This window comes from Aquincola tertiaricarbonis, from assembly GCF_000969605.1.
GTDB lineage: Bacteria > Pseudomonadota > Gammaproteobacteria > Burkholderiales > Burkholderiaceae_C > Aquincola > Aquincola tertiaricarbonis.
In genome coordinates, this window is sequence record NZ_JZUE01000004.1 from 202,054 (window position 1) to 221,053 (window position 19,000).

General features: G+C 68.4%; 18 protein-coding genes. 8 read left to right on the forward strand and 10 right to left on the reverse strand.

Features of this window, described 5'->3' with window-relative positions:
- Nucleotides 1-18: 18 nt before the first annotated feature.
- The gene (locus tag VO99_RS28655; RefSeq protein WP_052736144.1) at nucleotides 19-636 is read left to right on the forward strand and encodes a LysE family translocator; all 618 of its coding nucleotides are present in this window, start codon (nucleotides 19-21) and stop codon (nucleotides 634-636) included.
- Here VO99_RS28655 and VO99_RS06715 read toward each other — a convergent pair.
- Nucleotides 623-1,651: a LysR family transcriptional regulator gene (locus VO99_RS06715; protein ID WP_046112029.1), complete on the reverse strand. Its 1,029-nt coding sequence runs from the start codon at nucleotides 1,649-1,651 to the stop codon at nucleotides 623-625. The genes VO99_RS28655 and VO99_RS06715 overlap by 14 nt on opposite strands.
- Nucleotides 1,652-1,943: 292 nt before the next feature.
- On the opposite strand from VO99_RS06715, the gene VO99_RS06720 reads away from it, so the two are divergent.
- The 4 genes from VO99_RS06720 (at nucleotide 1,944) to VO99_RS06735 (ending at nucleotide 5,382) form a co-directional block, all read left to right on the forward strand.
- The gene (locus VO99_RS06720) at nucleotides 1,944-3,782 is read left to right on the forward strand and encodes a tannase/feruloyl esterase family alpha/beta hydrolase (protein ID WP_052736145.1); all 1,839 of its coding nucleotides are present in this window, start codon (nucleotides 1,944-1,946) and stop codon (nucleotides 3,780-3,782) included.
- Nucleotides 3,783-3,813: 31 nt separating this feature from the next.
- Nucleotides 3,814-4,440 (forward strand): rhomboid family intramembrane serine protease, encoded by a 627-nt coding sequence (locus VO99_RS06725; protein ID WP_046112030.1) that lies wholly within the window; start codon nucleotides 3,814-3,816, stop codon nucleotides 4,438-4,440.
- Nucleotides 4,441-4,581: 141 nt separating this feature from the next.
- Nucleotides 4,582-4,815, forward strand: coding sequence for a hypothetical protein (locus VO99_RS06730; RefSeq protein WP_046112031.1), 234 nt, complete (start codon nucleotides 4,582-4,584; stop codon nucleotides 4,813-4,815).
- A 39-nt stretch (nucleotides 4,816-4,854) separates the two neighbouring features.
- Nucleotides 4,855-5,382, forward strand: a complete 528-nt coding sequence (locus VO99_RS06735; RefSeq protein ID WP_046112032.1) for an ankyrin repeat domain-containing protein — start codon at nucleotides 4,855-4,857, stop codon at nucleotides 5,380-5,382.
- Nucleotides 5,383-5,391: 9 nt separating this feature from the next.
- Here the strand turns inward: VO99_RS06735 and VO99_RS28660 are convergent, their stop codons facing one another.
- Both VO99_RS28660 and VO99_RS06745 read right to left on the reverse strand, forming a co-directional pair.
- Nucleotides 5,392-6,198: a M15 family metallopeptidase gene (locus VO99_RS28660; RefSeq protein ID WP_052736146.1), complete on the reverse strand. Its 807-nt coding sequence runs from the start codon at nucleotides 6,196-6,198 to the stop codon at nucleotides 5,392-5,394.
- A 2-nt stretch (nucleotides 6,199-6,200) separates the two neighbouring features.
- Nucleotides 6,201-7,166, reverse strand: coding sequence for a hypothetical protein (locus VO99_RS06745; protein WP_046112033.1), 966 nt, complete (start codon nucleotides 7,164-7,166; stop codon nucleotides 6,201-6,203).
- Between the two features lie 108 nt (nucleotides 7,167-7,274).
- Between VO99_RS06745 and VO99_RS06750 the strand changes: the two genes are divergently transcribed.
- Together VO99_RS06750 and VO99_RS06755 are read left to right on the forward strand one after the other, a co-directional pair.
- The gene (locus VO99_RS06750; RefSeq protein WP_046112034.1) at nucleotides 7,275-8,270 is read left to right on the forward strand and encodes a CaiB/BaiF CoA transferase family protein; all 996 of its coding nucleotides are present in this window, start codon (nucleotides 7,275-7,277) and stop codon (nucleotides 8,268-8,270) included.
- Nucleotides 8,271-8,364: 94 nt separating this feature from the next.
- Entirely contained in the window at nucleotides 8,365-9,111 is a 747-nt protein-coding gene (locus VO99_RS06755; protein WP_046112035.1) for a hypothetical protein, read from the forward strand.
- Here VO99_RS06755 and VO99_RS06760 read toward each other — a convergent pair.
- Complete coding sequence (locus VO99_RS06760) at nucleotides 9,108-10,142, reverse strand: aliphatic amidase (RefSeq protein WP_046112036.1); 1,035 nt, start codon at nucleotides 10,140-10,142, stop codon at nucleotides 9,108-9,110. The two genes, VO99_RS06755 and VO99_RS06760, sit on opposite strands and share 4 nt — an antisense overlap.
- A gap of 225 nt (nucleotides 10,143-10,367) precedes the next feature.
- Here VO99_RS06760 and VO99_RS29390 point away from each other — a divergent pair, with 225 nt between their 5' ends.
- Nucleotides 10,368-11,993, forward strand: coding sequence for a TIGR04141 family sporadically distributed protein (locus tag VO99_RS29390; RefSeq protein ID WP_083440411.1), 1,626 nt, complete (start codon nucleotides 10,368-10,370; stop codon nucleotides 11,991-11,993).
- Here VO99_RS29390 and VO99_RS06765 read toward each other — a convergent pair.
- From VO99_RS06765 to VO99_RS06790, 6 genes are all read right to left on the reverse strand, one after another.
- On the reverse strand, nucleotides 11,965-13,155 hold the full coding sequence (locus tag VO99_RS06765) for a Gfo/Idh/MocA family protein (RefSeq protein WP_046112037.1): 1,191 nt from the start codon (nucleotides 13,153-13,155) through the stop codon (nucleotides 11,965-11,967). The genes VO99_RS29390 and VO99_RS06765 overlap by 29 nt on opposite strands.
- Nucleotides 13,152-14,174, reverse strand: coding sequence for a sugar phosphate isomerase/epimerase family protein (locus VO99_RS06770; protein WP_046112038.1), 1,023 nt, complete (start codon nucleotides 14,172-14,174; stop codon nucleotides 13,152-13,154). The genes VO99_RS06765 and VO99_RS06770 overlap by 4 nt, the downstream gene beginning before the upstream one ends.
- A 4-nt stretch (nucleotides 14,175-14,178) precedes the next feature.
- Nucleotides 14,179-15,099 (reverse strand): substrate-binding domain-containing protein, encoded by a 921-nt coding sequence (locus VO99_RS06775; protein ID WP_232315290.1) that lies wholly within the window; start codon nucleotides 15,097-15,099, stop codon nucleotides 14,179-14,181.
- Between the two features lie 111 nt (nucleotides 15,100-15,210).
- On the reverse strand, nucleotides 15,211-16,200 hold the full coding sequence (locus tag VO99_RS06780; protein ID WP_046112040.1) for an ABC transporter permease: 990 nt from the start codon (nucleotides 16,198-16,200) through the stop codon (nucleotides 15,211-15,213).
- On the reverse strand, nucleotides 16,175-17,674 hold the full coding sequence (locus tag VO99_RS06785; protein ID WP_046112041.1) for a sugar ABC transporter ATP-binding protein: 1,500 nt from the start codon (nucleotides 17,672-17,674) through the stop codon (nucleotides 16,175-16,177). The genes VO99_RS06780 and VO99_RS06785 overlap by 26 nt, the downstream gene beginning before the upstream one ends.
- The gene (locus VO99_RS06790; protein WP_232315291.1) at nucleotides 17,671-18,816 is read right to left on the reverse strand and encodes an ROK family protein; all 1,146 of its coding nucleotides are present in this window, start codon (nucleotides 18,814-18,816) and stop codon (nucleotides 17,671-17,673) included. Before VO99_RS06790 ends, VO99_RS06785 begins: the two co-directional genes overlap by 4 nt.
- Nucleotides 18,817-19,000: the final 184 nt, after the last annotated feature.

Sequence of the window (19,000 nt, forward strand, 5' to 3'; positions counted from 1 at the left end):
AGGCAATGAAAGGCGGCGATGCAGGCATGGTGGATGTATGCGGCGGTGGTCACCGCGGTGGTGTTCTCGCCCGGGCCAATGACGCTGTTTGCCATGGCCAATGCCATGTCGCACGGCCGGCGCGCGGCACTGGTGGGCATCCTGGGCGGCAGCACCGCCTACCTGGGGCACCTGGCGATCGTCTATGCCTCGCTGGCCACCATCGCCGGCTGGAGCGCCGGGACGCTGCGCGCAGTGCGGGTGGCCGGCGGCTGCTACTTCCTGTGGATGGCCTGGCGGCAGTGGCGGGCGCCGGGTCTGGCGGCGCCTTCGCCCACCGCCGCGGCGGCGGCGACACCGGCGGGCGGCCTGGGCCGCATCTGGCTGCGCGGCTTCCTCATCGCGGCCACCAATCCGAAGGCCATCCTGTTCTTCGCGGCGCTGTTCCCGCGCTTCATCGACGTGCAGCGGCCCTACACCGGGCAGTTCCTGCTGCTGGGCGCCACCTACCTGGCCATCCAGTTCGTCAGCAATGCCAGCTACGGCGTGGCCGGCAGCGCCTTGATGTCCGCCCTGCGCCGCCGCGGCCGCGAGCGCTGGCTGCCGCGGCTGCTGGCGGTGGTGTTCGCCGCCATCGGCCTCGTCATGCTGGCGTGATGGCGCGCAGCCGCCGCAGCAGGAAGGCCACCAGCTGCTTCTGCAGCGGGCCGGCGCGCACATAGGGCTCGATCAGGTACAGGTCCAGCGAAGGCAGCCTGTAGCCCGGCAGCAGCGGCTGCAGCCGCCCGGCGGCAAGGTCGGGCTGCACCATGTCCAGCGGCAGCACCGCCACGCCCAGGCCGGCACGCACCGCCTGCAGCAGCGCGCCGGCGGTGTTCACGCTGTGGCGCACGGGCACCTGCTGCACCAGCGTGCGGGCCGCGGCCTTGCCACGCGCCGCTGCCGCACGAAAGCGCCAGTCGGAAGCCGGCAGCGCCCAGTCGCGCGCCAGGTCGACCTTGATGTCCAGGCAATGCAGGCCCGCCAGGTCGGCGGGCGTGGCGGGTGGCGCCGGCAGCGCGGCCAGGTAGCCGGCAGCGGCGCACAGCACCTGCGGGCGCTGCAGCACCCGCCGCGCCACATGGGCATAGGGCGGCAGGGCCTCGTCGGCGAACAGCCGGTGCTGGCGGAACACCAGGTCCACCGGCGTGCGGTTCAGGTCGTGCCAGCGGTTGTCGTATTCCAGGTGGGTGCGCAGGCCGGGATGGCGGGCCATGAACTCCAGCAGCAGCGGCTGCAGCCACTGCTCGCCCACCTGCCCGGGGCAGCTGATGGTGATGCGCGGCGCTGCCTGCCCGGCGCGCAGGCCTTCGGTGAGCGCGGCCAGCGCATCCAGCGGCGCGGCCAGCTCGCGCACCTGGGCCAGCACCAGCTCGCCCAGCTGGTTGGCCTGCATGCCGGCGGCCGAGCGCTTGAACAGCGGCGCACCCAGCCGCTGCTCGATGCCCTTGAGTCGCTGGCTCAGGGAGGCCGGCGCCATGTCCAGCGCCTGCGCGGCGGTGCCCAGCTTGCCGTAGCCGCCCAGCGCCAGCAGCGCCGCCATGTCCTGGGTGGACAGGCCGGCGCCCCAGCGGCGCAGGGCCTGGGCGTCGGGTGCGGCATGCGGCGATGGCGTGGGTGGCGCAGTGGGCATGGTGGTGATGCGGCGGTGCGAGCCTGCCGCTGCCCGCGGCCGTGCTCCGGCGGTAGCGATGCTAGCCGACACGGCGCCGGCCTGCTTCGCTTGTCTAGACAAGTGGCCCGCGTGCCCGCCATCGGAGGCCCCGGCACGCCCCCGGGCGGCCGCCACGTTTGTGCGCAAGCCGCCCCGTCTGCTGGATTACCCGGGCGCGGGCGCCTGCCGGCGGTTCCAGCATGGGTGGGTCCGCCGACCTGGGCGCCACGCAGCGCCACGGCAGCGGCACCCCAGCCACAGGAGACACACCATGCATGCAGTACCCGTCGCGCCGCGCCCTCCGGCGCCGTCATGCGCGCCCCGCCACCGCCGCTCGCGCAGCCGTGCCGCTTCCATCACCCTGCTGGCCGCGCTGCTGGCGGCCTGCGGCGGCGACGATGACGACGACGACACGCCCGCCCCCGCGCCGGCCCCGGTGGCGCTGGCCTGCGACGACACGCTCAAGGCGCATGCGCTGGCGGCCGACACCACCATCCTGGACGTGAAGGCCTTTGCCGCCGGCACGCCGCTGACCGCCGCCAACAACGCACCCACGGCCGCGGCCGACCTCTGCCGCGTCAAGCTGGTGGTGGGCCCCGGCAACGCCGGCCCGGCCGATGCGCCCTCCACCTCCAGCGGCATCGGCGTGGAAATCTGGTTGCCGGCCAAGACCGCCTGGAACCAGAAGTACGTGGCCGTGGGCGGCGGCGGCTGGCAGGGCGGCACCGCCACCAAGGACCCCGCCGCCGTGGCCAGCACGCTGGCCGCGCAGATGGCCGGCGGCGGCTACGTCAGCTCCTTCACCGACACCGGGCATGACAAGGGCGGCAGCAGCGGCAGCTTCGGCATGCTGCCCGACGGCAGCATCAACCAGGTGCTGCTGAAGGACAACGCCGAGCGCTCCCTGGTGGAGATGGCGGCCAAGAGCAAGGCGCTGGCCGCGGCCTACTTCGGCGGCCAGCCCGCGCGCAACTACTGGCTGGGGTGCTCCACGGGCGGCCGGCAGGGCATGATGATGGCGCAGCGCCATCCCGAGGTGTTCGACGGCATCGTGGCCGGCGCGCCCGCCTTCAACTGGGACCGCTTCCACCCCGCGCAGATGTGGCCGCAGGTGGTGATGCAGCAGGACCTGGGCGGGCCCATCGCCACGGCCAAGCTCACGGCCGCCACCAGCGCCGCGGTGGCCGCCTGCGGCAGCAGCCTCACCGGCCAGGCCGACGGCTTCATCGAGCAGCCCGGCCGCTGCACCTACGACCCCGCGCAGGACACGGCCCTGCTGTGCACCACCGATGGCGGCAGCAACAACACCGCCACCTGCCTGACGCGGGCCGAGGCGGGCGCGCTCAACAAGATCTGGCATGGCCCCACCGCCAGCGGCGAGGTGCCCGCGCCGGCACGCGACAACGGCTTCAACCCGGTGCTGCAGCCGGGCCAGCTCTGGTACGGCCTGACCCGCGGCACCAACCTGGCCTCCCTGGCTGGCGCAATGCCCTTCGGCACCGGGGCCGACCATGTGGCCATCGTGATGCAGGATCCCAGCTACGGCAGCACCGGCTTCGTCAATGCCACCGGCACCGGCCAGAACCGCGTGCGGGAGCTGACCTACGGCGGCAGCAACTCCTGGTACGGCATGTACAGCCGCTCGGTGGCGCTGACGCATGAGGTGCTGGGCACCGACGACCCCGACCTCTCGGCCTTCAAGGCCCGGGGCGGCAAGCTGGTGATGTTCCATGGCCTGTCGGATCCGCTGATCTTCCCGCAGGGCACGCTCAACTACTACGAGCGGCTGGCCAACGAGCAGGGCGGCTATGCGGCGGTGCAGGCCTTTGCGCGGCTGTACATGATGCCGGGCCTGGGCCACTGCAGCGGTGCCGGCACGCCCGGCGCCACGCCGCGCGCACCCAACGGCAACGTGGCCAATCCGCAGCTGGAGTTCTTCTCGATGATGGTGAACTGGGTGGAGAACGGCACCGCCCCGGCCGACGCCCTGCCCGCCACCACGGCCGCCAGCGTGAGCCCGGCGCGCAGCCGCCCGCTGTGCGTGTATCCCAGGCAGGTGAGCTACCTGGGCGGCGACGTGAACGCCGCGGCCAGCTACAGCTGCCGATGAGGCTTCATGGCGCCTGCTTACAGTGGGCGCCATGAATCCCTTCCTGCAACAACTCACCGCCGGCGCCCCGGCCGCCGCCCTGCTGCTGGCCACCATCGCGGTGGTCAGCCTGCTGGGCCTGTACAAGATGCCGCGGCTGGTCGAGCGCCACCTGCTGCGCCCGCACGGCCTGGCCCGGCGCGGCGACTGGCACACGCTGGTCACCAGCGGCTTCATCCATGCCGACCTGCCGCACCTGGTGTTCAACGGCTTCACCTTCTGGGCCTTCGGCTTCGGGCTGGAGCGGCACCTGGGCACGCCGCTGTTCGTGGCGCTGTATGCCTTCGGCCTGCTGGCCAGCAGTCTGGCCACCTGGCTCATCCACCGCCACCAGCCGGGCTATGCCAGCCTGGGCGCCTCGGGCGCCATCCTGGCGGTGCTGTTCGCGTCCATCGTGGTGTTTCCCGACGCGTCGCTGTTCATCCTGCCGATCCCGGTGCCCATTCCGGCGCCGCTGTTCGCGCTCGGCTACCTCGGCTTCAGCCTGTATGCGGGGCGCAACCGCATAGGCCGGGTGAACCACGATGCCCATGTGGCCGGCGCGGTGGCCGGCGTGCTGTTCATGGCGGTGGTGTCGCCGGGCGCCATCGGCCATGCGGTGCAGAGCTGGTTGCGGTAAATCCGGGCTTTGCGGCCGGGCCGTGCAGGCGTAGAACCGGCGGGCGGCGCGCGTGGGCAGGTACATCGCTTGCCGCAACGGCACCCCGCGCACCGGCAGCGGCGCGCGGCCGTTCTTCCATCTCATGAAGGAACAAGCGCCATGGACAAGCAACTGCACCTGCTGGAATCGTTCCAGGCCCGCGGCTCCGACGGCAGCCACTACAAGGTGATGGGCTACGAGCACCTGGTACGCGACCCGTCGCTGAACCTGGGCAACGAGCAATGGGAGCCCACCGGGCTGACCGAATACCGGCTGGAGGACGGCCGGCTGGTCAAGCCGGAGCGCGACGGCTCCCTGCGCATCGACGGATCGGGCGTCACCCTCACCCGCTGAGCCGGGCCGGCGCGGGCACGGCGGGTGCCGGAGGTGGGCATGAGCACGACGACGGCCACCTCCCCTCCCCCTCTCGACGAAGCGGTGCTGGACGCGCTGCGCGAGGTGTTCCATGCCGCGCGCCAGGGCGACGCGGCCCACATCGCGCCGCTGCTCAAGGCCGGGCTGCCGCCCAACCTGCGCAACGACAAGGGCGACACCCTGCTGATGCTGGCCGCCTACCACTGCCATGCGCCGGTGGTGCAGCTGCTGCTGGACCACGGCGCGGACGCCGAGCTGCGCAACGACAAGGGCCAGTCGCCCCTGGGCGCCGCCGCCTTCAAGGGCGCGCAGGACGTGGTGGAACTGCTGCTGTCCCACGGCGCCCAGGTGGACGCCACCGGCGCCGACGGCCGCACCGCGCTCATGTTCGCCGCGATGTTCAACCGCACGGCCATGGTGCAGCGGCTGCTGCAGGCCGGCGCCGACCCCGGCCGACGCGACGCCGCCGGCATGACGGCGGGGGAGCTGGCGGAGAAGATGGGGGCGGGAGAGACGGCGGGCCTGCTCGCGCCGAACGCGGCCTGAGCGGCCGCGTCACGCGGGCGCCAGGCCCGGCCGCTGCAGCGCGGCCAGCACCGGCGCGCCGTCGTGGCCGGCCTGCTGCCAGCGGTCGGCCGAGGCTTCCACGTTGTCCAGCCAGGCGGCATCGCCGCTGGCCATCAGCGTGGGGCCGGCGGCGTCCTCCAGGCTCACCGGCCACTCCACATGCGGTGCTTCCCAAGACAGGGTGCGCAGCCCCGCCGCGGCAGCGTGCTGGCGCAGCAGCGCCCAGTGCGCCGCAAGTGGCCCGCTGTCGCGCCAGCTCCATTGACCGTCGATGAACAGCACCAGGTCCGCAGCCAGGCCGTACTGGTGCATCGATCGCCAGGGCGGCGCCTTGGTCACGATGCTGCCGGGGCGGGTGCGGCCCTGGTCGTACAGCCACTTCTGGCGCTCCGGCGTGCGGTAGGACTCGAACACGCGGAATGGCGCGCCGGCCTGGGCCAGCGACGCCAGCAGGCCCGCCACAGCCTGCCGGAAGCGGGGGTGGAGCAGCGCCAGGTCGCTCTGCCGCGCCGATGGCTGGGTGATGGGCACCGGCGCCGGCGCAGGCGGCGAGGTGGGCACCGGCCGATCACCCGCTGCCATTGCACCGGCATCCGGTACGCTACGCAGGTATTGCGCATTCGCGTGGCCAAGCCGGCCCTGGTAGGCCACCGCCAGCCAGCCGGCCTGGGTGGCCGGCGCGCCGGTGTCGGTGCACAAGTCGCCCTGCTTCATCACCGCGACGATGGGCGAGCCCACCTGTGGCGCCACCCGCAGATTGAGTGCGGTGGCCGTCACCTGCCAGGTGGACAGCATGCTCAGCCCTTGGCCACGCGGCTCTGCGCCGCGGCCAGGTCCTGCTGCAGCGACTGCAGCTGGGCGGCCAGCTGCCTGCTGCGCTGGTCCACCTGCTCAAAGGTGGCACTGCCGCTCACCGCGTCCTTGGACAACGCATCCAGACTGGCGCGCTCATCCTTCAGCTTCTTCAAGGCGGCCTGCAAGGCGCTCACCACGCGGGCCAGCTCCTCCGCGGTGCCGCTGGTGGGCTCCTGCCCGGCCAGGCCAGCGATGCCGGCTTCCGCCTTGCCGATCGCGTCGTCCAGTCGCTTGAGCTCCTGCTCGGTCACACGCGGCATCACGCCGCCCGGCCCGCCGCCGCCCGACATGCCCTTGGCCATCGCCTCCACGCTGCGGCTGCCGAAGTAGAAGCTCACCACCGACGTCACCAGCGTGATCAGCGCGGTGATGATCTGCTTCTGCGATTCCTGCGCCGCAGCCGGTGTTTCGCGCGTCAGGACATAGATGCTCAGCGAGGTGCCCTGCACGCCGGAAGCGGCACCGGCCACCGCCAGCAGGCCGGCCTTTTCATAACGCTCGATCTCGGCCCGGGCCTGCGCCGGGTCGGTCAGCACCACCGTGGCCAGCGGCTGCGTGGCCGGCTTGATCGTGGGCCCCTCGCCCGACAAGGCCTGCAGACCGAAGACCGCGAACAGCACCATCACGCCGATGGCCAGCATCGACCGCACCGAGCCCGCCGGCAGCCCGAAGGCTTCGTCCTTGGCGGCCAGGCCCAGCCAGGTGAACACCACCGCCATCAGCGCCAGCGCCGCGCCGAAGATCACCAGCATGCCGACGAACCAGAACGGGTTGCCGCGGATGCTGGCGTAGGTGGGCAGCGTGAGCACCAAGGTGAAGCCGAACACCAGCAGCAGCAGCCCGATGGCCACCCACACGCCGGTGCGGCGCTGGTCGCCGCCGGGGTTGTACCTGCCGTTGCCCTCCATCGCGCGCCCCTCCAGGTTGTAATGCCGGCAGCCTAGACAGCCGCCGCCGCGCGGGCGTCCTCACACGTGTGGACATGCTGGGCGACCACATCCCTAATAGCAGCGCCCATGTCCTCTTCCCCCACCCTCTCCACCATCCGCCTCATCGAGTTCGAGGGCCTCGGCCCCGGCCCGCTGGCCGGCCGCATGTTGGCCGACCTGGGTGCGCAGGTGACGCTGATCGCCCGGCCCGGCCAGGGCGCAGTGAGCGCGCAGCTCGGCGGCGACGAGGCGCACAACCCGCTGCGCCGCGGCAAGCAGGTGGTGGTGCTGGACCTGAAGCAGCCCGCCGACCGGGACCGCGCCATCGAGCTGGTGATGGGCGCGGATGCGCTGATCGAAGGCCAGCGCCCCGGCGTGATGGAACGGCTGGGCCTGGGGCCCGAGGTGTTCGCGCAGCGGCACCCGCGGCTGGTGTACGGCCGCATGACCGGCTGGGGCCAGACCGGCCCGCTGGCCCGCGTGGCCGGCCATGACCTGAACTACGTGGCGCTGACCGGACTGCTCAGCCTCTCGGCCCGGCCGGGCCAGCTGCCCATGGTGCCGCCCACGGTGCTGGGCGATGGCGCAGGCGCGCTGGGCCTGGCCTTCGGCATCGTGTGCGCGCTGCTGGAAGCGCGGCACACCGGCCGGGGCCGGGTGGTGGATGCGGCCATCGTCGACATCGTGCAGAGCCTGGGCGGCATCGCCCACTGGATCCATGCCAATGGCCAGCTGGGCAACGGCCCGGGCGCGCCGCCCAGCCCGTTCCACGATTCACCGTTCTACGACGTGTATGCCTGCGCCTGCGGCGGCCAGGTGACGGTGGCGGCGCTGGAGCCGCCCTTCTATGCGCTGCTGCTGGACAAGCTGGGCCTGACCGACGTAGACCCGGCCCGCCAGTACGAGACGGCCGACTGGCCGGCGCTGAAGGCGCGCTTCACCGCGCTGTTTGCCAGCCGCAGCCGGGACGAGTGGTGCGCGCTGCTGGAAGGCACCGACGTGTGCTTTGCGCCGGTGCTGGGCATGGTCGAAGCGGCGGCGCATCCGCACAACGCGGCGCGGCGCAGGCTGCAGGGCACGTAGTCGGTCAAGCGGCACGCGGCCATCCGCACATTCACTGCTTGGTGCCGGTGCCGCGGTGCCTAGCATCGTGAACCCCCACATTGCCGGAGGCACCATGCCCACCTTGAAGAAGCTGTACAGCGACCACGGCAGCAGCCAGAACCGCGACGGCCTCTGGTTCCCCGATCACGACAGCAACATGGAGTGGAGCGAGGTGCAGCGGCTGGTGCTGGACACCATCGGCCTGCTGACCGGCGGCGCCTTCGACGACTCCGAGCCGGCGCAGCGGCCTTTCAAGCGCCTGCTGGACGCACTGGCCTCGCCCGACGAGGTGATCAGCGTCGACAAGGGTATCCATCAGCGCGTGGAAGACCCGCACATCACGCTCACCATCCCGGGCGACGAGTTCAACGACGAGTACGAGTTCCACCTGCACCTGTCGGCCGAGATGATCGACCGCAGCTATGCCGACGGCACGAAATCGCGCATGTTCGTGTGGAAGGCGGTGAAGGTGTCGCTGTTCGTGGCCACCCACGCCAAAGGCGGCAAGGTGTACGCCTCACACCCGCCAGGCACCGTGCCACGCACCGTCGGCCGTGCACGTGGCTACAGCATCACCGAAGGACAGATCGAGGTGCATGTGCAGCGCAAGAACAAGGAGCTGGCCGACAAGGCCGAAGCGGAACGGCTGGAAGAAGAGCGCAAGAAGGCGGAGATGGCCGCGCTGCTGGAAAAGACCGAAGACAAGTACCCTTCGCTGGGCGGCGCGGTGTTCAACAAGGCGCCGCCCAAGCCAGGCTGGGGCAAGGGGCCGGCCACCAAGCCGGGCGGGCTCGCGCGCGGGAACAGGCCGGGGTTCTAGCCGACGCTGCGCGGGTTCGGAATGCCCTCGATCGGACATTCCTCGGTGCCCACCATCGGCCGCGTGATCGCTTCCACCGCAGCGCGCGCGGCGGCGGGGTCGGCCACCCACTGGCGGTAGAAGTCGTAGGGGCAGTCGGCCAGGCCGCGGTCGCCGTCGTCGGAGTTGATGAGGCCGGTATAGCCGCGGTGCAGCAGCTTGAAGAGGTGGTTTTCCGACTGCGCGTTCTTGCGGAAGTCGCGGATCAGGTGCTTGCTGAGCGCGGCGTACTGGATGCCGTTGTCCTCCTCGCCGCATTCACCCAGCGTGCGGCCGTCGAAGCCGATCACCGCGCTGTGGCCGAAGTAGCTGTACACGCCGTCAAAGCCCGCCGCATTGGCCACCGCCACATAGCAGTTGTTGGCCCAGGCCATGCTCTTGGCCATCATCACCTGCTGCTCCTTGGCCGGATACATGTAGCCCTGGCAGCGCACGATGAGTTCGGCGCCCTTCATCGCGCAGTCGCGCCAGATCTCGGGGTAGTTGCCGTCGTCGCAGATGATGAGGCTGACCTTCAGGCCCTTGGGCCCATCGCTCACATAGGTCTGGTTGCCCGGGTACCAGCCCTCGATAGGCACCCACGGCATGATCTTGCGGTACTTCTGGACGATCTCGCCCTGGTCGTTCACCAAGATCAGCGTGTTGTACGGCGCCTTGCGCGGGTGCTGCTCGTGGCGCTCACCGGTGAGCGAGAACACGCCCCACACCTTGGCCCGCCGGCAGGCGTCGGCAAACACGGCCGTCTCCTCGCCCGGGATGGTGGCCGCGGTATCGAACATCTCCTGCGGGTCGTACATGATCCCGTGGGTGCTGTACTCCGGAAAGATCACCAGATCCAGCCCCGGCAGTCCGCGCTTCATGCCGACGACCATCTCCGCGATCGCCCGCGCGTTGGCCAGCACTTCCGCCTTGGTATGCAGGCGGGGCATCTCGTAGTTGACGACGGCGACACCGACGGTGTCGCTGCTGCTGGAGATGTCGCCGTGGTTCATGGGGGCTCCTGCTGCTTGGTGGCTGGGATGGGCGCATTGGGCGGCGGGAGCGGGGATCATGAAATACGTTGAATGACGTATGAGTAGGCAAGCGTTTCACGCATGGCAACTGGGGTTTGGACCCATCAAACCCTTCAATATTTGCCTATGAATCGCTTTTAGCAGCGTCATGCTGGAAGCGACACTTCTAACGAGTTACACGCTTGCCTACAGTTTACTGTCGCGATGCCAACCACTACACCGCCCCGTAAATACAAGCTTTCCATCTACTTGGTGCGCGATAAATCCATGGATGATGACAGCTTCCTCAAGATCGAGAACGCAAAACCACCCATTGATCTGGTGTTAAACGATGTCACCGCTAGGCTGTACATAAAAACTGAGCTTCCAAAACGACTGCCGCCTTGGACCGCGCTCTTCACTGTCTTACCTGAAGTATCAGCGGACGAGTTCGGAAAGCCGAACTCAGTCGGAGCAGTGCTTGTTCATAGGACGGAAGAAGCGACATTCTTGATATCCTTTGGAACAGGACACTTCTTGATCAAGGACGATGCAGTCGAGCGATACTTCGGATTAAGGGTCACCCTAAACTCCGTCGGTGCAAACGAACTTAGAAGCTTAGACAAAGCAAACTACATCCAGAATCCTCTGAACTCACGAACGCAAAGCACCAAGGGGGTTGACATCCACGACCTCAATGTTGACGGTGAGTGTGAGATTGTTTATGCACTTACCGGAATTTCCGACGTCCCGGAATTGGGCGAAGTCCTAAGCGGGCGGGATGCGCTGCAGTTAAATCTACCAGTGACAGCAGAAAGTCTTTCTTCGGTACTCAACGTAGCACTTCAGCAGTACCGGAAACCGCTGCCACCTCACTTCAACCACATCCACAACGTGCAGCGTGTAAGAGACAACGACGAGTTGGCTTTAGTTGAACTCTTGGCCACAGATTTACTTCTTAATCCCGCTAGTGGAACAATCTGGCTAGGAGAACCGGAAATCGTCGACTGGGAGTCGCAAGCTGGCTATGCTTTTGACCTCAGGCCTAGTAGCCCAATCCATTGCACACTCGACCTAAAAAAACTACTCGATGAGTTGGCCGCAAAAGGCGAGGAGCTTAGCTTCGATAATCTTCGCAGACGATGGATCCACGTTATCGACGTCAATTACAAGCAACTTGCATCCTGGAGCGCCTTTCGTTGCTTATATATAGAAATAGCAGACAAGCACAGCGGAAACTATATTCTCCGCAACGGTGTCTGGTATAAGGTAAATCCCGACTTGGTCGAGGCAACTGAGAAATACCTGAAGACGCTACCACTGTCGAAATTAAGTTTCCCAGCGTTCAATCATGAAGGCGAGGGCTTATATAACGAAGATGTCGCTCGGGCGAATAGCTCGGTGAAGCTCATGGACAAGCGGAATATAGGACTTGGCGGATCCTATGACAAGATTGAGTTTTGCGATCTCATCTGGGACTCAAGGAGTCTCGTTCACGTCAAACAGTATCGCAGTTCAAGTACTTTGAGCCATCTGTTCGCTCAAGGATTGATTGCCACAGAAGCATTCGTCAAAGATGAAGAATTCCGCACGCGACTGAACGACAAACTCCCGCACACCTGCAAGCTAACGGACCCGCGCAAACGCATTGACGCAAGCTCATATACTATTGTTTACGCGATTGCTACCGTCAAGAAGCTTCCCGAGCAGCTTCCATTCTTCTCCAAACTAACTCTCAAAAACGCGCTAAAAAGCTTACGCGCAATGAATTTCCAAGTGGAGCTGGCGACAATACCATTGCACGCCGACTTAATGAAGAAGGTCAAGGCAAAACCGCGAGGTCGCCATTAAGGGGGAAGCAGCTCGAAGTCTCGGCCTTAGCGGTCCACTCACCCCCCGACCCCACCACCACCTCCACAAACCCCACCCCCCGCGCCCCGTCCTCCACGCGCGGGTAATCCGCCACCAGCAGATCAGCGCGCACACCGTCCAGCCTTGCCCGAATATCTGCCGCCACCCCGCGGTACACGTTGGCAAAGGCCTCGATGAACGCCTCAGGATGCCCGGCCGGTAGTCGGCACGCGGCCTTCGCCGCCTCGCTCAGCCACGGCGCATTCCTCGTCAGCACCCGCTTTGGCCCATCGGCCGGCGCGTGGATCAGGAGGTTTGGCTCCTCCTGCCGCCAATCGAGATAACCCGCGCTACCGAACACCCGCAGCCGGATGTCGTTCTCGCAGCCCGCTTCGATCTGCGAGCACAGCAACACGCCCTTCGCCCCACCCTTGAAGCGCAGCAGGATGCTGGCGTCGTCGTCCAGCTGCCGTCCGGGCACGAAGGTGCTCAGGTCGGCGCACAGGCTTTCGATCTCCAGGCCGGTCACCGTGGCGATCAGGTGTTCGGCATGGGTGCCGATGTCGCCCACCGCACCCGCCGCGCCGCTTCGGGTGGGGTCGGTGCGCCAGTCGGCCTGCTTGCTCTGCACTTGGCTAGACAACCAGCCCTGGTGGTACTCCATCACCACCTTGCGGATGGTGCCGATGGCGCCCTGGCGCACCAGCTCGCGGGCCTCGCGCACCATGGGGTAGCCGCTGTAGTTGTAGGTCACGCCGAACACAGTGCCGGCCTGGTGCACGGCCTGCACCAGCTGGGCCGCCTGCTCGCTGGTGTGCACCAGCGGCTTGTCGCACACCACATGGAAACCGGCTTGCACGAAGGCCATCGCCACCGGAAAGTGCAGGTGGTTGGGCGTGACGATGCTCACCGCATGGATGCGCTGCTCGGGCGGGCGCCGCAGCTCGTCGGCCAGCAGTTCCGGCCAGCTGCCGTGGTTGCGGTCGTCGGCCAGGCCCAGGTCGCGGCCCGAGGCCTTGGCTTTTTCCGGCGTGCTGCTCAGGGCGCCGGCCACCAGTTCCCATTGGCCGTCCAGCGCCATCGCATGCCGGTGCACCGCGCCGATGAAAGCGTCGCGGCCGCCGCCCACCATGGCCACGCGCAGCTTGTGGGGGGTCGTCATCGTGTGCCCTGCCCTTGGTCGGGTCGGCCGAACACGTCGTCGAACGCGCCGCCCGCGGGCGGAAAGTCCATGCGGCGGGTGAACGCTGCGCTCTCGGTGGCGCCGTGCACGCGGTCCATGCGGCTGTCTTCCCATTCGATGGACAGCGGGCCGCGGTAGCCGATGTCGTTGAGCGCGACGAAGATGGATTCGAAGTCGATCATGCCGCGGCCCACGCTGCGGAAGTCCCAGGTGCGGCGTGCATCGCCGAAGCTGGTGTGCCCGCCGAAGGTGCCCACCGTGCCGTCGCCCTTGCCCCACCACACGTCCTTCATGTGCACGTTGTGGATGCGATCGGGGAAGGTGCGCAGGAAGCGCACATAGTCCACGCCCTGGTAGCCGAAGTGGCTGGGGTCGAAGTTGAAGCCGAAGCGGCGGTGCTGGTTCACCGCCTGCAAGGCCCGCTCGGCGGTGGCGATGTCGAACGCGATCTCGGTAGGGTGCACCTCCAGCGCAAAGTTGACGTCGCACTCGTCGAAGGCCTGCAGGATGGGCGCGAAGCGGCGGCCGAAGTCCTCATAACCCGCATCCCAGAAGGCCTGGGTGGTGGGCGGAAAGGCATAGATGGCATGCCAGATCGACGAGCCGGTGAAGCCCGTCACCGTCTTCACGCCGAAGGCCTTGGCCGCCCGCGCGGTGTCGGCCATCTCCAGCGCGGCGCGCTGGCGCACGCCTTCGGGCTCGCCGTCGCCCCACACATGGGCGGGCAGGATCTTCTGGTGGCGCTGGTCGATGAGGTCGCACACCGCCTGGCCCACCAGGTGGTTGCCGATGGCCCAGCACTGCAGGCCATGCTGCTGCAGCAGCTCGCGCTGCTGCTGCACGTAGCCCGGCTCCTTCAACGCGCGCTGCACGTTGAAGTGGTCGCCGCCGCAGGCCAGCTCCAGGCCGTCGTAGCCCATGCGCCTGGCCAGCGGCGCCAGCTCGGCCAGCGGCAGGTCAACCCACTGGCCGGTGAAAAGCGTGACGGGGCGGGCCATGGCGTCAGAACGGCGAGTTGGGGAAGTAGAACTCCTTGGCGTTGTCCTTCGTGATCAACACCGAGGGGATGATGGTGGTGGGCGGCAGCTTGTCGCCCTTCAGCCGCGCCTCGGCGGTGAGCTTGATGGCGTCGTAGATGAACTTGGGCGAGTACGACACATTGGCCTGGATGCGCGGGTCCTTCGCGTCCATCAGCGTCTTGACCATGCCCTTGGCACCGGCGCCGCCGAACACCAGCTTGATGTCGGTGCGCTTGGCCTGGTCGATGGCCTTGAGCACGCCCACCGCCATGTCGTCGTCGGCCGCCCACACCGCGTCGATCTGCTTGAAGCGCGTCAGGTAGTCCTGCATCACCTTGAAGGCGTCGTCGCGGTTCCAGTTGGCGTACTTGGCGTCCAGCAGCTTGATGTCGGGGTGCTGCTTCAGCACGCTGTTGAAGGCGTCCATGCGCTCGTTGTCCAGCGTGGTGGCGATGCCGCGCAGCGCCACCACGTTGCCCTTGCCGCCCAGCGCCTTGGCGATGTATTCGGCCGGCACCTTGCCGAAGGCGGTGTTGTCGCCGGCCACGTAGGCGTCCTGCGCGCTGGGGTCGGTCAGGCCGCGGTCCACCACGGTGACGTACACGCCCTTGCCCTTGACCTGCTGCACCGGCTTGGTCAGCGCCGCCGATTCGAACGGGAAGATCACCAGCGCATTGATCTTGTTGGCGGTGACCAGGTCCTGCAGCTGGTTGGCCTGCTCGCCGGCGTTGGCCGCGGTCTTGATCGTCACCTTCAGGTTCTTGTGGGTCTTCTCCAGTTCCTTCTTGGCCTCGTTGGCCCACCAGACGATGCCGCCGGTGAAGCCGTGCGTGGCCGCCGGAATGGCCACGCCCAGGTTCACGTTGGCCGGTGCCTGCGCCCTGGCGCCGGTGGAAAAAGCCATCGCGGCCGCGGCGGCGGTGGCGGCCAGCAGGGCCGTGCGGCGGGTGAAGTGCTGTGTCATGTCTCGTCTCCTCTTGGGGGGTTGGAACAAGGGCCCGATGTGCCCGGACTGCTAACGCCGCCGCCTTTGCAGGAAGGCGACCACGATGATCACGAAGCCCTGCACCGCCGCGTTCAGGTACACGCTGATGATGCTGGTGAGGTTGAGGATGTTGCTGATGACCGAGAGCAGGATGGCGCCCACCACCGTGCCGGTGATGCTGCCCGCGCCGCCCTTGAGCGCGGTGCCGCCCACGATCACCGCGGCAATGGCTTCCAGCTCCCACAGCAGGCCGGTGGTGGGCGATGCGCTGCCCAGCCGCGGCACGTACAGCAGCGTGGCGATACCCACGCACACGCCCAGCAGCATGTAGGTGACGACCTTGATGCGGTCCACGTCCACCGCGGCATACCGGGCCACCTGCTCGTTGGAGCCAATGGCCTGCACATAGCGGCCATAGGCGGTGCGGTTGAGCACCAGCCCGCCCAGCGCGGCCACCGCGATGAACACCCACACCGGCACCGGCACGCCGAACAGCGCGGCGTAGTACACCGGGCTGTAGACGTCGCTCAGCGTGTTGTCCAGCGTGATGGCGCCGCCGTTGGAGAAGTAGGTGAGGTACGCGCGAAAGATGCCCAGCGTGCCCAGCGTGACGATGAAGGGCTCGATGCGGCCGCGGGTGATCAGCAGCCCATGCGCCAGCCCGAACAGCGCGCCCAGCAGTACCGCGAAGCCCATGCCCAGCGCCACCACCGCCACCGGCTGCAGCCCGCGTTCGCCCAGCGCATTCATCAGCAGGATGACGCAGCCGGCGATCAGTGCCGCCATCGAGCCCACCGACAGGTCGATGCCGCCGGAGATGATGACGAAGCACATGCCCACCGCGATGATGCCGATGAAGGCGGTGCGGGTGAGCACGTTCATCAGGTTGTCGAAGCTGGCGAAGTCGCTGTTGAGCAGCGTGCCGCCGATCAGCAGCACCACCAGGCCCACCACCGGGCCCAGGCCATGAAGCCGGCCGGCCGCGGATCGTTTCTCAGTGCTCACGGGTTCCGGTCGCATGCGCGATCAACTCCTCTTCGGTCAATTGCGCGCCCTGCACCACCGCCATCAGGCGGCCGGCACGCATCACGGCCACGCGGTGGCACAAGCCCACCAGCTCCATCAACTCCGACGACACCACGATGACGCCGCGGCCTTCGCGCGCCAGCGCCTGCACCTGGAAATAGATGTCGCGCTTGGCGCCCACGTCCACGCCGCGGGTGGGCTCGTCCAGCACGATCACCTTGGGGTCGGGGTGCAGCACCTTGGCCAGCGCCAGCTTCTGCTGGTTGCCGCCCGACAGCGACGAGGCCGCGATGTCCAGCGAGCCGGTGCGGATGCCGAAGTCCTGCACCGCCTGCTGCAGGGCCGCGCGCTCGGCCGCGGGGTTGAGCCAGGGCCGGGCATAACGCTCCAGCGCCATCAGCGTCAGGTTTTCCTTCAGGCCGAAGGCCACGTGCAGGCCCTTGCCCTTGCGGTCTTCGCTGAGGTACGTCAGCCCATGGCGGGCGGCATCGCGCGGGCTGCGCAGGCCGGGCACGGCGCGGCCGGCCAGCTCCAGCCGCTGCACGCTGTGCGGGCGCAGGCCCAGCAGGCCTTCGAACAGCTCGGTGCGGCCGGCGCCCACCAGGCCGGCAAAGCCCAGGATCTCGCCGGGCCGCACCTCGAAGCCGATGTCCTGCGCCCAGCCGGGCACGGTCAGGCCCTGCACCTTCAGCAACGGCGCGGTGGTCTCGGGCGGCGGCGCGTCCTTGGCCGGGTAGAGGTCGCTCAGCTCGCGGCCCACCATCAGGTTGGCCATCTCGCGGCGGGTGACGCTGGCGGTGGGCGCGCGGGTGACGAAGCGGCCGTCGCGCATCACCACGATCTCGTCGGTCACACGCTCCACTTCATCGAGCTTGTGGCTGATGTAGAGGATGGTCACGCCCTCGCTCTTCAGCCGCGCCATCAGCTGGAACAGCGCTTCGGTCTCGCCGGGCGTGAGGGTGGCGGTGGGCTCGTCCATCACCAGCAGCCGGGCCTTGCGGGCCAGGGCCTTGGCGATTTCCACCAGCTGCTTCTCGGCCACGATCAGGCGGCGCACCGGCGTGTCGGGGCTCACGTCCAGGCCCACCAGCTTCAGCGCCTGCGCGGCCTCGGCGCGCATGGTGGCGTCGTCCAGCAGCCATCCGCGCTTCTTCTCGTGGCCCAGGAAGATGTTCTGCGCGATGCTCAGGTCTTCCGCCAGGTTGAACTCCTGGTGGATGAGCACGATGCCCGCGGCCTCGGCCTCGCGCGATCCGGCAAAGGCCACCGGCTGGCCGCCGATGCGCAGGGTGCCGCCGCTGGGCTGCTCGTAGCCCGACAGGATCTTCATCAGCGTGCTCTTGCCGGCGCCGTTTTCGCCGAGCAGGCCCACCACGGTGCCGGGCTGCACCTCGAAGCTCACGCCATGCAGCACCTGCACCGGGCCGAAGGCCTTGGTGATGTCGTCGAACGTGATTTGAAGGCTCATGCGCGCGCCCCCGCCAGCATCGCCTGCTGCAGCGCCAGCGCGCCCGCGCCCACCACGCCGGCCTCGTCGCCCAGCGGCGTGTACTGGATCTCCAGGTGCCGCGTGCTCAGCGCCAGGCTGCGGTGGTAGATGCTTTGCCGCACGCTGGCCAGGAACAGCGGGCCGGTGCGGGTGACGCCGCCGCCGATGAACACATGGCTGGGATTGAAGAAGTTGACCACCGAGGCCAGCATCTGGCCGATCAGCGCGCCGGCCTTCTGCACGATGTCGTTGCTGGCTGCATCGCCGGCACGGCTGGCCTGGGCCACGTCGGCCGGGGTGATGCTGCCGCGCTCGGCCAGCACCTGGGCCAGCATCGGGCTCTTGCCTTCCAGCGCGGCTTCGGTGGCGATGCGGGCGATGGCCGGGCCGGCGGCCATGGCTTCCACGCAGCCCAGGTTGCCGCAGTGGCAGCGCGGGCCGTGGGGGTCGACGCAGATATGGCCCACGTCGCCGGCCGAGCCGTTGACGCCGCGGTACACCTGGCCCTGGCACACGATGCCGCAGCCGATGCCGGTGCCCACCTTGATGACGACGAAGTTCTTCAGCCCGCGCTGCAGCCGCCACAGCTCGCCCAGCGCCATCAGGTTCACGTCGTTGTCGACGAACACCGGGGCCGCATAGTCGGCGCGCAGGTCGTCGCGGATGGAGAAGCCGTCCCATTCGGGCATCAGGGGCGGCGCCACCAGTTGCGCATGCTCGAAGTCCACCGGGCCCGGCACGCCCAGGCCGATGGCCAGCACCTGGCGCGGCGTGGCGCCGCAGCGGGCCAGCAGCTCGCGCAGCAGGGCGCGCACGCGGCTCAGCACCAGGCCGGGGCCGCGGCGCACGTCCATCGCCTCGGTGTGGCGCTCGAGGATGCGCAGGTCGGGCGTGAGCACCGCCACGTCCAGCCCGGTGGCGCCCAGGTCCACCGCCAGCACCACGCCCAGGCTGCGCGCCAGGCGCAGGGTCTCGGCCCGGCGGCCGCCGGTGCTGGCCTGCGGGCCGGCTTCTTCCAGCAGGCCCTGCTCCACCAGCGCGGCCACGGCGGCATTGGCGCGGGTGCGGGACAGCTCGGCCCGCGTGGCCAGGGCCTCGCGCGGCAGCCCGGTGGACCACATCACCGCGTCGAGCACGGCCCGTTCGCCACCCGACAACTCGGCCCAAGGGTTCAGCACGACCCGTCCATCCTGCATGTCTCCTGTACTGCATGACCGCTCTTGTGGCCTGGGCCGGCGGCGCTGGCGCATGCTAGGCGCGCCACTTCCGCCTATCAACCACAAACTTCAAACCGTTACGGGTGGA

Coding starts and splice junctions, on each gene's coding strand:
- VO99_RS28655 (WP_052736144.1), top strand. CDS start 19: ATGCAGGCATGGTGGATGTATGCGGCGGTGGTCACCGCGGTGGTGTTC.
- VO99_RS06715 (WP_046112029.1), bottom strand. CDS start 1,651: ATGCCCACTGCGCCACCCACGCCATCGCCGCATGCCGCACCCGACGCC.
- VO99_RS06720 (WP_052736145.1), top strand. CDS start 1,944: ATGCATGCAGTACCCGTCGCGCCGCGCCCTCCGGCGCCGTCATGCGCG.
- VO99_RS06725 (WP_046112030.1), top strand. CDS start 3,814: ATGAATCCCTTCCTGCAACAACTCACCGCCGGCGCCCCGGCCGCCGCC.
- VO99_RS06730 (WP_046112031.1), top strand. CDS start 4,582: ATGGACAAGCAACTGCACCTGCTGGAATCGTTCCAGGCCCGCGGCTCC.
- VO99_RS06735 (WP_046112032.1), top strand. CDS start 4,855: ATGAGCACGACGACGGCCACCTCCCCTCCCCCTCTCGACGAAGCGGTG.
- VO99_RS28660 (WP_052736146.1), bottom strand. CDS start 6,198: ATGCTGTCCACCTGGCAGGTGACGGCCACCGCACTCAATCTGCGGGTG.
- VO99_RS06745 (WP_046112033.1), bottom strand. CDS start 7,166: ATGGAGGGCAACGGCAGGTACAACCCCGGCGGCGACCAGCGCCGCACC.
- VO99_RS06750 (WP_046112034.1), top strand. CDS start 7,275: ATGTCCTCTTCCCCCACCCTCTCCACCATCCGCCTCATCGAGTTCGAG.
- VO99_RS06755 (WP_046112035.1), top strand. CDS start 8,365: ATGCCCACCTTGAAGAAGCTGTACAGCGACCACGGCAGCAGCCAGAAC.
- VO99_RS06760 (WP_046112036.1), bottom strand. CDS start 10,142: ATGAACCACGGCGACATCTCCAGCAGCAGCGACACCGTCGGTGTCGCC.
- VO99_RS29390 (WP_083440411.1), top strand. CDS start 10,368: ATGCCAACCACTACACCGCCCCGTAAATACAAGCTTTCCATCTACTTG.
- VO99_RS06765 (WP_046112037.1), bottom strand. CDS start 13,155: ATGACGACCCCCCACAAGCTGCGCGTGGCCATGGTGGGCGGCGGCCGC.
- VO99_RS06770 (WP_046112038.1), bottom strand. CDS start 14,174: ATGGCCCGCCCCGTCACGCTTTTCACCGGCCAGTGGGTTGACCTGCCG.
- VO99_RS06775 (WP_232315290.1), bottom strand. CDS start 15,099: ATGGCTTTTTCCACCGGCGCCAGGGCGCAGGCACCGGCCAACGTGAAC.
- VO99_RS06780 (WP_046112040.1), bottom strand. CDS start 16,200: ATGCGACCGGAACCCGTGAGCACTGAGAAACGATCCGCGGCCGGCCGG.
- VO99_RS06785 (WP_046112041.1), bottom strand. CDS start 17,674: ATGAGCCTTCAAATCACGTTCGACGACATCACCAAGGCCTTCGGCCCG.
- VO99_RS06790 (WP_232315291.1), bottom strand. CDS start 18,816: ATGTGGTCCACCGGGCTGCCGCGCGAGGCCCTGGCCACGCGGGCCGAG.